At 59.7% G+C, this 11,878-nt stretch carries 9 protein-coding genes; 2 read left to right on the top strand and 7 right to left on the bottom strand.

Going from position 1 to position 11,878, the window contains the following annotated elements; genetic code table 11:
• Positions 1–201 precede the first annotated feature (201 nt).
• Both msub_RS17310 and msub_RS17305 read right to left on the bottom strand, forming a co-directional pair.
• Positions 202–2,295, bottom strand: coding sequence for a 3-hydroxyacyl-CoA dehydrogenase NAD-binding domain-containing protein (locus msub_RS17310; RefSeq protein ID WP_048497393.1), 2,094 nt, complete (start codon positions 2,293–2,295; stop codon positions 202–204).
• Positions 2,296–2,602: 307 nt separating this feature from the next.
• Positions 2,603–3,427 (bottom strand): IclR family transcriptional regulator, encoded by an 825-nt coding sequence (locus msub_RS17305; RefSeq protein WP_048497392.1) that lies wholly within the window; start codon positions 3,425–3,427, stop codon positions 2,603–2,605.
• 274 nt (positions 3,428–3,701) lie between these two features.
• Between msub_RS17305 and msub_RS17300 the strand changes: the two genes are divergently transcribed.
• Positions 3,702–4,631, top strand: a complete 930-nt coding sequence (locus msub_RS17300; RefSeq protein WP_048497391.1) for a 2-hydroxyacid dehydrogenase — start codon at positions 3,702–3,704, stop codon at positions 4,629–4,631.
• A gap of 51 nt (positions 4,632–4,682) precedes the next feature.
• On the opposite strand, the gene msub_RS17295 is transcribed toward msub_RS17300, so the two are convergent.
• On the bottom strand, positions 4,683–6,044 hold the full coding sequence (locus msub_RS17295) for a hypothetical protein (RefSeq protein ID WP_048497390.1): 1,362 nt from the start codon (positions 6,042–6,044) through the stop codon (positions 4,683–4,685).
• Between the two features lie 183 nt (positions 6,045–6,227).
• On the opposite strand from msub_RS17295, the gene msub_RS17290 reads away from it, so the two are divergent.
• Complete coding sequence (locus msub_RS17290; RefSeq protein ID WP_048497389.1) at positions 6,228–7,397, top strand: acyl-CoA dehydrogenase; 1,170 nt, start codon at positions 6,228–6,230, stop codon at positions 7,395–7,397.
• Positions 7,398–7,473: 76 nt separating this feature from the next.
• Here msub_RS17290 and oadA read toward each other — a convergent pair whose 3' ends face one another.
• The 4 genes from oadA to msub_RS17270 form a co-directional block, all read right to left on the bottom strand.
• On the bottom strand, positions 7,474–9,273 hold the full coding sequence (gene oadA / locus msub_RS17285; protein ID WP_048497388.1) for a sodium-extruding oxaloacetate decarboxylase subunit alpha: 1,800 nt from the start codon (positions 9,271–9,273) through the stop codon (positions 7,474–7,476).
• 20 nt (positions 9,274–9,293) lie between these two features.
• Positions 9,294–10,715 carry an acetyl-CoA carboxylase biotin carboxylase subunit gene (locus tag msub_RS17280; RefSeq protein WP_048497387.1) on the bottom strand — a complete coding sequence of 474 codons (1,422 nt, stop codon included), beginning with the start codon at positions 10,713–10,715 and terminating at the stop codon, positions 9,294–9,296.
• Positions 10,716–10,793: 78 nt separating this feature from the next.
• On the bottom strand, positions 10,794–11,105 hold the full coding sequence (locus tag msub_RS17275; RefSeq protein ID WP_048497386.1) for a hypothetical protein: 312 nt from the start codon (positions 11,103–11,105) through the stop codon (positions 10,794–10,796).
• Positions 11,106–11,246: 141 nt separating this feature from the next.
• Positions 11,247–11,846, bottom strand: a complete 600-nt coding sequence (locus tag msub_RS17270) for a CBS domain-containing protein (RefSeq protein ID WP_048497385.1) — start codon at positions 11,844–11,846, stop codon at positions 11,247–11,249.
• Between the last annotated feature and the right edge of the window lie 32 nt (positions 11,847–11,878).

Below are 11,878 nucleotides of genomic sequence, written 5' to 3'. Positions count from 1 at the left end.
GTTAACGGTCAACTCGATAGGTTAACGGTCAACTCGATGTCGGATTACGGCTTCGCCTAATCCGACCTACAGGTCCAAAGTACTAACTGAACCGGTCGTGGGGCCGGGTGTCTTTTCCGCCGGGAAAAGGTGTCTGAGCGAAGCGAGTTGCTTTTCCCAGAGGAAAAGACACCCGCCCCGCGACCAGCCCCAGGCTATAAGTTAAAGGTCGCCGAATGTCTTGCCTTCACCAACCAGCCTCTCAAGCAAAGCCGCCGGCTCCCACTGCTCACCACCAACGGTGCTGTGATACTTCTTCACCGCTGCAAGAATGGTATCCAGACCTTCCTGATCGGCCCAGAACATGGGGCCACCGCGATAGGCCGGGAAGCCGTAGCCATAGATCCAGACGATGTCGATATCCAGCGGGCGATCGGCGATGCCCTCCTCCAGGATCTTGGCACCCTCGTTGATCATCACATACACACAGCGCTCGAGGATTTCCTGGTCGGTAATCTCCCGCGGCGTAATGCCCTGCTCCTTGCGGAACTGCTCAATCAACTGCTCCACTTCCGGATCCGGAACCGGCTTACGGCTGCCCTCCTCATACTTGTAGACACCCGCCTGGGTCTTCTGGCCAAGGCGACCCTGCTCTGCGAGCTTGTCCAGCCAGCTCGCCGGAATGTCCTGGCCGGCCTTGCGGCGTTCTTCGCGGATGCGATAGCCCACGTCGATACCGGCCAGGTCAGACATGGCAAACTGGCCCATGGGGAAGCCAAGATCGGTCAGCACCTTGTCGACCTGCTGCGGAGTCGCACCCTCGTCCACCAGCGACATGGCTTCGGTACCGCGCTTGTGCAGCATCCGGTTACCAACGAAACCATAGCAGTTGCCCACCATGACACCGACTTTCTTGATCTTCTTGGCAACCGCCATCACGCTGGCTTTCACCTCATCGGAGGTCTTGCTGCCGCGCACGTTTTCCAGCAGCTTCATCACGTTGGCCGGGCTGAAGAAGTGCATGCCGACCACGTCTTCCGGACGCCTGGTGGCGGAGGCGATCTCGTCGATATCCAGGGTGGAGGTATTGGACGCCAGAATCGCCCCCGGCTTGCAGACCTCATCCAGCTTGGCAAAGATTTCCTTCTTGATGGCCATGTTCTCGAACACCGCCTCGATCACCAGATCAACGTCCCGGAAATCGTCGTAGGTCAGGCTCGGAGTAATCAGCGCCATCCGCTGCTCGACCTGTTCCTGGGTCAGCTTGCCTTTCTTCGCGGAGTTCTCGTAGTTGCGGCGAATGATCGCCAGGCCCTTGTCCAGCGCATCCTGTTTTACCTCGACGATGGTGACCGGAATACCCACGTTGACGAAGTTCATGGCAATACCACCACCCATGGTGCCGGCGCCAATGATGCCCACACTTTTCACATCACGAACGGGCGTATCCTTCGGCAGCCCCTTGACCTTGGAGACCTCTCGCTCGCCAAAGAACGAATGGATCAGGCCGGCGCGCTGGGGTGATTCCATGCATTCCATGAACAGTTCCCGCTCGCGCTTCATGCCTTCGTCAAATGGCAGGTTGAAGGCCGCTTCCACGGCATCGACACACTTGAACGGGGAAAACAGGCCCCGGGCCCGCTTCTTCAGCTCTTCGCGGAACTGGTCAAAGACGTCGCTGCCCTTGTCTGCCTCGATTTTGTCAGTGATATCTCGAACCCGACGCACCGGCTTGCCTTCGTCGATCACTTTCTGCGCATAGACCATGCCCACTGCGTGGATATCGTCGCCGTCTTCCACGGCATCGAGAATGCCGAGGGCCAGCGCATCCTTCGCACCGACAAACTCACCGGTGGTGATCATTTCCAGCGCCTTCCGGGCGCCGGTCAGGCGCGGCAGCCGCTGGGTACCACCTGCACCGGGCAGCAGGCCCAGCTTCACTTCTGGCAGCCCCACCTTGGCACTGCTCACCGCGACGCGGTAATGGCAGCTCAGTGCCGTTTCCAGGCCGCCACCGAGGGCGGTGCCATGAATCGCCGCAACCAGCGGCTTGTCGCTGTTCTCAAAGGTATTCACCAGGTTCGGCAGAGTCGGCTCCTGCATCGGCTTGCCAAATTCCCGGATGTCGGCACCCGCAATAAAAGTGCGCCCTTCACAGACCAGCAGCAGCACCTTGGCACCGGCATCCTTCTGACCCTGTTCCAGGGCTGCGAGCAGGCCAGAGCGAACAGCCTGGCCGAGGGCGTTCACCGGCGGGTAATTCACGGTAATCACGCCGATGTTGCCTTCCCTGTTATAGCTGACGACCTCAGACATAATTTCTCCTCGCATTATTTCTGGAATATGGTTTTAACTAGCGAAACATGCGTACGATTTAATACAAGTTCCGTGACAGTTTCAACCACCCATTAAACTACAGGTATAAAAAAACCGCAGTGGTTCTTCTGCGGTTTTTCTGATTGAGGGCTCGTCTGTATGAGGCTCCCGCTAACCTATTGGAGCCGTCGGGCAGGTCATTCCGAAACCTTGCGGAGCCAGGGATGGCGGAGCAGAGCGTACAGGGACGTATTCACAGCGTGTTTCGGAATGACCTGCCCGACGGCTCTTACTCAAGTTGCGAAAATCAGACTCCCAATGATTCAATATCGCCAGCCAGCATCGCCAACTGGTGGGCAATGGAACCCCGAAGCTTTTCAGCCGGCACCAGGTAAGACGGCGCGGCGCAGGTCAAAGCCATGATGGTGCCGTCCTGCAGGTGGATGGGCACGCCGGCGGAGTTGATGTTCCGGTCCCATTCGCCGATGGACAGGCAGAAGCCGTGCTCCTTATAGTCCTTCATGGCCTGCTCAAGGCCTTCCTTCTTCTCATGCCAGGCATCGCCGTATTTCGCGGACATGGCATCATCAATAACGAGACGGGCCTTGTCGCTGATCGCGCAGTAATAGGCGCGGCCGGCGGAGGTGGTCGCCATGGGCAGTTTCAGGCCGATATCCATGCGCAGCAGGGAGGCTTCCGGCGGCAAGCGGTTTTCCACGTAGATCATGTGCAAGCGGTCCCGGCAGGTGAGGCCGACCGACATATTGGTCTGGCGGGCGAACTCGTCCATGTAGGGCTTGGCGAGCTGGCGCACCTTGAGGTTGGAGACATAGGCATAGCCCAGTGCCAGCACCCCGGAGCTGAGCTGGTATTTCTCCAGTTGAGTGTTGTAGCTCAGGTAACCCAGTTTGGTGAGAGTGTAGGTCATCCGCGACACCGTCGGCTTGGGCAACCCGGTGATGCGAGCGATGTCCTGGTTGCCCAGGATGACCGAGCCCTGGCTGAACGCCCGGAGCACATCCAGGCCGCGGGACAGCGCCTCGACAAACTTGCGGTCTTTCTCCGGCTTTACGGGCTCACCGTCAGTGGATGCCACTTTCAGTTCCGGTGAACTCTGTTTTGCTCTTGCCATAATGGGACGTCCTCCAACCGCGTCGCCTGCTCCGGTGCCGGGGTATTAATCTGATGAATAACCAAAGATGCGCTATTTTAATCGCTGCAGAAATCAAGTACCAGAAAGTCTTTTCAAAAACCGTACCAAATATGAAACACTCACGGGTTATGCATCAAAATAAAACTCGCAGAGCGGTATCTGATACCGTCTTTACCCGATTTATTCGATAATTTATTCTGCATTGCAGAACAAATTAGCAGCCAACCAATCCCGTGGCGACCCCGGAGGCGAAATGAAGATTCTTTTTGTGGCAGGCGACCCAAAACCGGAACGCTGGACGGTTCCCATCCGGGAGCTGGTGCCGGATGCGGAGGTTTATGTCTGGGATCCGGAAGGCCCCGCCGTTAATGCCGATTACGCCATCGTCTGGCAACCCCCTGAGGCCCTGTTCGAACGCGAGAAGAACCTGAAGGCGGTGTTCAACCTCGGAGCCGGCATCGACGGGTTGCTGAAGGTGCCCAACCTGCCGAAGGATCTGACGGTGGTAAGGCTTGAAGATGCTGGCATGTCGGCACAGATGGCCGAGTACGTGCTGCACCAGCTACTGGAAGCCAGCCGTGAGATGGAGACCTACCGGGAGCAGCAGCGCCAGGGCGTCTGGAAGATCCATCGCCCCATCAAGCGCAGCGAATGGCCCATCGGGGTCATGGGCCTGGGGCACATCGGCAAGCGGGTGGCCCGCACCCTGGCGGACCTGGATTATCGGGTAAGTGGCTGGGCGCGGGGGCAGCATAGCCTGGAGAATGTGACCACCTATGCCGGGCCGGATCAGCTCGGCGAGTTTCTCAACAGCACCCGGGTGCTGGTCAACACCCTGCCCCTGACCGACGCGACCCGGGACATTATTGACTATGACCTGCTGAGCAGGCTGCAACCCGGCGCCGTGCTGATCAACGTTGGCCGTGGCGAGCATCTGGTGGAAAACGACCTGCTCCGGGCCCTGGACGAGGGCAGGCTTTTGAGGGCGTCACTGGATGTGTTCCGCAAGGAGCCGCTGCCCGCAGGTCATCCGTTCTGGCAGCGCCGGGAAATCACCATCACCCCGCACATCTCCGCCCGCACCCTGCGGGATGCCACCCTGGAGCAGATCACCGGCAAGATCCGGGACCATGCCCAGGGACTGCCCGTCAGCGGGATTGTCGATACCAGCCGGGGTTACTGATTCCGGTAGCCTGGCAGAGGCAAAGTGCTACCAGACACAGGCTGGCACCGATCAGTTCAGGGTCGGCGCCAGCCACGCCACCATCGCTGTCAGCACCAGCAGCAGAGGCAGGGCGATCAGCACGAACAGACCGTTCCAGCGGAACGCAACCACCCATCGGGAGACCTGCCCGAATCGGGCCAGCAACATCACCGAGGGCCCGAACGGCGAGAGCATCATGGCCAGGGAGAAGCCGATCACCAGGGCCACGGCGACCGGCAGAAGGTCCATTCCCCCGGCCACCAATTGGGGCAACAGGCCGGCCTGAACACTCAGGACCGTGATGGGAATGATCCCGATCATGGAGAACATGGGCATCATCAGCATGCCCAGGACCGCCATCAGGAAAACGCCACTGCCGGTTGCTGCCAGGCCGGCCAGCGCATCGGCAGGGATCACGGCGGCCAGGGCCACCCCGAGGATGGCGGAGGCGGCAAAGATGGCCATTTCATTCTGCATGCTCCACACCTGCCGCGCACCTTCCCGCAGCACCGGTATCAGCCTGCGTTCCTGCCAGAACATGTACAGCAGGGTCACGCTCGGGACCGCCAGCATGGCCGCCACCGATACTTTGAATCCGGTTGCTGCCACCAGGGCCGCCATCACCGCGAACACCACCAGAATCAGGCCCAACAGGCGCTCGGTGCCAGGCAGCCAGCCCTCGACAACCAGGCGTTCACTGCTCACCCTGCGAAACCTGCGCTGCTCCAGCACCCAGCCAATCAACACCATCAGCAGGGCGGCCACCAGACCATAGGGCAACAGCCGGGACCAGCTCAGCTGGGGCAGCTCCCGGGTGAGAATGGCCACCGCCACACTGGTGGGTGCCACCAGTGGCACCAGGGCAAAGCCCCGAAGGGCACTGATCAGAACGCTGCGCAGCCACTGCAGCCGGGAGTCGCCGGTAATACCACGCTCCCGCAGGGTCTCCGCGAGGGTGCCGCAGAGCAGGCTCATCATGCCGAAACTCAGCACCGACGCCATCCCGCAACTGACCAGCGCGTACTTGGGGTAAAGCAGGAAAGGTTTTCCGCCCAGCAGCACATCGTGAATCCGGCGCAGCACCTCGAAACGACGCACCAGACACTGCATCATTCCCAGGCTGCCCAGGAAGGCTGAATAGAAGGCCGCATCCGAAGCCGCCTTCACAATCTGCGCGCTATCCAGCGCACCGCGGGCGGCAAGGAGGACCAGCACCACCAGGGCAATCACCAACAGCATCCGGGCGTAGCCCTGCAAACGCCCGGCGCCGGCCAGGAAGGCGCAGATGAACATAACCCCGGCGAGCGCACTGAGCTCCCGAAGCGCCAGGCAGATGGCCACCAGCTCTGTTACCACGGCCAGGGAGACAAGCCATTGCAGAGTACCGTTCATGAGTGGCCCGGCCGATCAGGTTTGAACACTGCTTGCATTTCCACTATACCCGGATTAGTCTTTCAAGGCGCAATTACAAAACTGTGTTTCGCTTAATGAAACCATGTTAACACAAAGTTAGCACAATTTATCCGGGATTCCCCATGACGGAGACGCCCGATAATCGCTTTCAGGAGATTAAAAATGGCTTCAGCACCCTGGAACGACCTTCTGGGTCTCGACACTCAGCTGGACGAAACCGAGCGTCAGGTTCGCGACAGCATCCGCAGCTTTTGCGACGATCGCTTGATGCCCGGCATCGTCGAAGCCAACCGGCACGAAAAGTTCGACCGCAACATCTTCAATGAGATGGGCGAACTGGGCATGCTGGGTGCCACCCTGCCGGAAGAATATGGCGGCCCCGGCCTGAACCATGTCTGCTATGGCCTGATTGCCCGGGAAGTGGAGCGAGTGGATTCCGCCTACCGCTCAGCCCTGAGCGTGCAGTCCTCTCTGGTAATGCACCCGATTCACGCCTTCGGGCAGGAAGCCCTGAAACAGCGCCTGCTGCCGAAGCTGGCTTCCGGTGAACTGGTGGGCTGTTTTGGCCTGACCGAACCCAACCACGGTTCCGACCCGGCCGGCATGGAAACCCGGGCCAAAAAGGTCGACGGCGGATACCTGCTCAGCGGCTCCAAGACCTGGATCACCAACGCCCCCATTGCCGATGTCTGCGTGGTCTGGGCCAAGCTGGACGGCAAGGTGAACGGCTTTGTCATCGAACGCGCCGGCGCCAAAGGCCTGGACACCCCGAAGATTCCCGGCAAGTTCTCCCTGCGCGCCTCGGAAACCGGCTCCATCTTCATGGACGAGGTGTTCGTACCGGATGAGAACAGGCTTGACGTCGAGGGCCTGAAAGGCCCGTTCAGTTGCCTGAACAAGGCCCGCTTCGGCATCAGCTGGGGTTCCCTGGGTGCTGCAGAGTTCTGCTGGCACGCGGCCCGCAACTACACCCTGGAGCGCATGCAGTTCGGCAAGCCGTTGGCGGCGAACCAGTTGATCCAGAAAAAACTGGTGGACATGCAGACCGAGATCACCATTGGCCTGCAAGCGGTTCTGCAACTGGGCCGCATGTTGGACGCCGGCACCGCCACGCCGGATGCCATTTCCCTGCTCAAGCGCAACAACTGCGGCAAGGCCCTGGACATTGCGCGGGTGGCCCGCGACATGCACGGCGGCAACGGCATTGCCGACGAGTACCATGTGATCCGTCACGTGATGAACCTGGAAGCGGTGAACACCTACGAAGGCACCCACGATGTTCACGCCCTGATCCTGGGCCGTGGCCAGACCGGAATCGCTGCCTTTAGCTGATCCCCGGGAAATCACTGCCCGACAACGAAACAGCCCCTCATCGTGAGGGGCTGTTTCAGTTCAGACGCTGGCGCGGTTATTCAATTTCCATCAGCACCTCGCCGGGTACCACCCGGTCACCCTTGGCAATAAACACGCCTTTCACCGACCCGCCGATGGTCGCCTTCACCTCGGTTTCCATCTTCATGGCCTCGATGATCAGCACCGGGTCGCCGGCCTCAACCTTGTCGCCTTCCTTGACCAGCACATCGACGATGTTACCCGGCATACTGGTGGTGACGTGGCCTTCCTTGCTGGCGCTGGCGCGGCCGCCGCTCTTGCCGCCAGACTGGCTGTCATCACCTTCCGAGGCCAGGTGGATTTCCTCGGGCACCCCGTCCACGGTCATGAAAAAGCGCCGCTCGTTTTCGCTGACCGGGTTGGCGCCGGTTACATGAATATCATAACTCTCGCCATGGACGGTTATCTTGAACCGGGTGGCCACCGGCCCGCCACTGCCTTTCGCAGGAACCGGCTCCAGCGGCTCCGGCTGCAGGGTACCATCGCGGCGCTGCTCCAGATAGGCGCGGGCCTGATCCGGGAACATGGCGTAGGTGAGCACATCTTCTTCACTCGTGGCCAGGTCGCCTACCTGTTTGCGCAGTTCGTCGAGTTCACGGGGGATCAGGTTGGCCGGGCGTTCATCCACCAGATCTTCCTTACCCACCGCGCGGCGCTGGAGTTCCTTATCCACCTCGGCAGGCGCCTTGCCATACCAACCCTGCAGATACTTTTTCACCTCGTTGGTGATGGAATCGTAGCGCTTGCCGCCAAGCACGTTGATCACCGCCTGGGTGCCGACGATCTGGGAGGTGGGAGTCACCAGCGGCGGGTAGCCCAGGTCCTTGCGTACCCTCGGGATCTCCTCGAACACATCCTGAATGCGGTCAAGCGCACCCTGCTCCTTCAACTGGTTGGCGAGGTTGGACATCATGCCGCCCGGCACCTGTGACAGCAGTACCGAGGTATCGACGCCGTTGTAGGCACTCTCGAACTGATGATACTTCTTGCGCACTTCGCGGAAGTACCTGGTGGCCTGGTCCAGCAGCTCAAGATTCAGACCGGTGTCGTACCCGGCATCGTGCAGCGCCGCCACCAGGGACTCTGTGGGCGGATGGCTGGTGCCACCGGCAAAGGCAGACAGCGCGGTATCAATATGGTCGACACCGGCTTCCATGGCGGCCCACTGGCACATCGGCGCCATGCCGGAGGTGGCGTGGGAGTGCAGGAACACGGGCAGATTGAAGTTCTTCTTCAGTTTACCCACCAGATCTGCCGTCACCGCCGGAGTCAGCAGGCCGGCCATGTCCTTGATAGCAATGCTGTCGACGCCCATATCCGCCATGGCACGGGCCTGATCGAGGTAGGCCTCGGTGTTGTGTACCGGGCTCACGGTGTAGCAGATGGTGCCCTGGGCGTGCTTGCCGGCCTTCTTTACGGCCTTGATGCTGGTTTCCAGATTACGGACATCGTTCAGGGCATCGAAGATGCGGAACACGTCCATGCCATTTTCCGCGGCCTTGGCGACGAAGGCTTCAACCACATCATCCCCGTAATGCCGGTAACCCAACAAATTCTGACCCCGCAACAGCATCTGCAGGCGGGTATTGGGCAATGCCTGGCGCAGGGTGCGCAGGCGCTCCCAGGGATCTTCCTTCAGAAACCGCACACAGGCATCGAAGGTGGCGCCGCCCCAGCATTCCAGGGACCAGTAACCAGCCTGGTCCAGCCACTCACAGGCCGGCAACATATCTTCGGTGCGCATGCGTGTGGCAATCAGGGACTGATGGGCGTCCCGCAGGATAACGTCGGTAACATGAATCTTGCGCTTGGTCATGGGATCTCTCCGATATGCTTTTACAGGCCCGCCTGGGCCGCGATGGCGGCAGCTATGGCAGTGGCTATGGATTCAGGGCGGGTCTTGCTGCTGTATTCCAGCAACTGGGGATTCCGTTCAACAAAGCCGGTGTTGAAATTCGCCGACTGAAAATCCGGATGCTCCAGAATCTGTTTGTAATAGGGAATGGTGGTCTGCACACCATAAATACCCATGTCCCTCAGGGCACGGCGGGAACGGGCGATCAGCTCTGGCCAGTCCATGGCCCAGACAATCAGCTTGGCGCACATGGAGTCGTAGTACGGCGGAATCTCATAGCCGGTGTACATGTTGGCGTCGGTACGGACACCCGGGCCGCCGGCCGAATAATAACGGCTGATCCGGCCAAAACTGGGCAGGAAGCCGTTCTTCGGGTCCTCGGCGTTGATCCGGAACTGGGCGGCAAAGCCCCGATAGGAGATGTCCTCCTGCTTCAGCCCAAGGGGCTCGCCGGCCGCAATACGAATCTGGGCCTTGATGATATCGACCCCGGTGATTTCCTCGGTGATGGTGTGTTCCACCTGCACCCGGGTATTCATCTCCATGAAGTAGAAGCTGCCATCGTGATCCAGCAGGAATTCCACGGTGCCTGCATTGACGTAGCCACACTGCCTGGCGACTCGCTTGGCAAGATCACCAATGTATTCACGCTGGCTTTCTTCCAGTTGCGGCGACGGCGCCAGCTCGATCAGTTTCTGGTTACGACGCTGGATGGAACAGTCACGCTCATAAAGATGCACGACGTTGCCGTAGGTATCGGCAAGAATCTGAACCTCGATGTGCCGGGGCTCGATGATGCACTTCTCCAGGAACACCTCGGCGCTGCCGAAGGCCTTGGTGGCCTCGGAAATCACCCGCTCATAGTTCTGGCGCAGTTCCTTTTCGTTATCGCAGCGGCGAATGCCGCGCCCGCCACCACCGGAGGTGGCTTTCAGCATCACCGGGTAGCCAATGTCGGCGGCCTGCTTCACCGCGTCTTCCACGTCCTGGAGGTTGCCTTCCGAACCCGGGGTTACCGGCACACCGGCCGCCAGGGCGGTCTGCCTGGCCTGGGTCTTGTCGCCCATGGATGCGATGGCATCAGCAGAGGGCCCAACGAAGGTAATGCCCCGCTGCTCACAGATGGCAGCAAGCTCCGCGTTCTCTGAAAGAAAACCATAACCGGGATGCAGCGCATCACAACCCGTTTCCACCGCCATATTGACGATGTGGTGCGGATTCAGATAGCCCGAAAGCGGATCCTTGCTGATCTGATAGGCCTCATCGGCCTTCTTGACGTGCAGGGAGTAGTCGTCAGCCTCCGAGTGGATGGCGACTGAGCGGATACCCAGCTCGCTACAGGCCCGGGCAATCCTGACCGCAATCTCTCCGCGATTGGCGATCAGCAGCTTCCGTATAGCCATTGAAATTCCTCCAGGTGGTGGAAGTCATTTGAATCAAAACGTGTTGAACGGCTGCCACGCCGCTCTGATAAATGGCCCTCAGCTCACGGGCGGCGCCTGGGGTAAAACCGGAAAACTGGCGCAGTGCACAAATCCGGTGAAGCCAGGGATGCCGGAGGGATCAAGGCTGGGGTACCGTTCATCTTCATATGGCCGGGTCGCCCCCGGGGCCTCTCCGTCCTGACCGGTGTCGCCCTGGGTATCGGTGGGCGGAACGCACGAAGCACCTTCGCAGGCCATGGGCATGAGATTATTGTCAGCGGCCGGGGAAAACAAGGGAGTCAGCCCAAGTGCCAGCATAATGACAACGCGGAGCACCAGAAGACTGATGTGTTGGTGGGCGTCCTGCATGGGCGTCCTTCGGAATGACAAAAGTCGGCCGTAGTGTCACGGCATTACAACTTTAGTTCAATACCGTTTATTCGATCCTATGCATCGTCTTTTCCGATGAATTTGGCTTCGACACTCCCTGTTATCGAAGCCAATCCTTCCTTAAAAGCCCCCCTGCACCACATTCACAATTTCGTAGAACTTGGTTGCACGGTGATCCAGATCGATCGTCATATCCAGCCGTTGCACCAACTCCCGGGCACACACAAGGCCCCTGAGATAGGCGTGGCCCGGCTCGTGCCGGTTATCATCCAGCACCAGCAGATATTCCTCATGAACCTCACGGAACGTGCTCACCAGATCTCCCACGGTCGCCGCCCGCAGGTCACGGTAATGAATGGCCGGCAACTCGCTGACGGGCCGGAAAATGTCCCGCACCCGCAAGTCTTTCAGGGTCACGCCCTGACGATGGGCCATACTCATGGCTTTCTCACCGTTCACGTCCTCGATGGCCAGTATCCCCAGGCAGTCGCCTGCCTGGTTCTCCACAACCTTGAAGGGGGTGTCACCAAGCTTCATCCAGAGTCTCGCCTCAGAGACAGACATGTCGGAATTCAGCATCGACAGCTTTCGATCGGCAAAATCGGTGAGCAGGTGGACGGCAGAATCTTCACTAGTAATATGCGACAGCGGTTTGGCGGTCGGCAAGGTGCCGGTGCGTGCCAGGTCCCGCACGGGCAAGGCGTTGAATACATTGTTCATGGTAAACCTCGTGAATCTGAATTCAGGTTGGA

Origin of the sequence: Marinobacter subterrani, assembly GCF_001045555.1 — a bacterium.
GTDB classification, from domain to species: domain Bacteria; phylum Pseudomonadota; class Gammaproteobacteria; order Pseudomonadales; family Oleiphilaceae; genus Marinobacter; species Marinobacter subterrani.
This window is presented reverse-complemented; position numbering and strand designations above follow the sequence as displayed.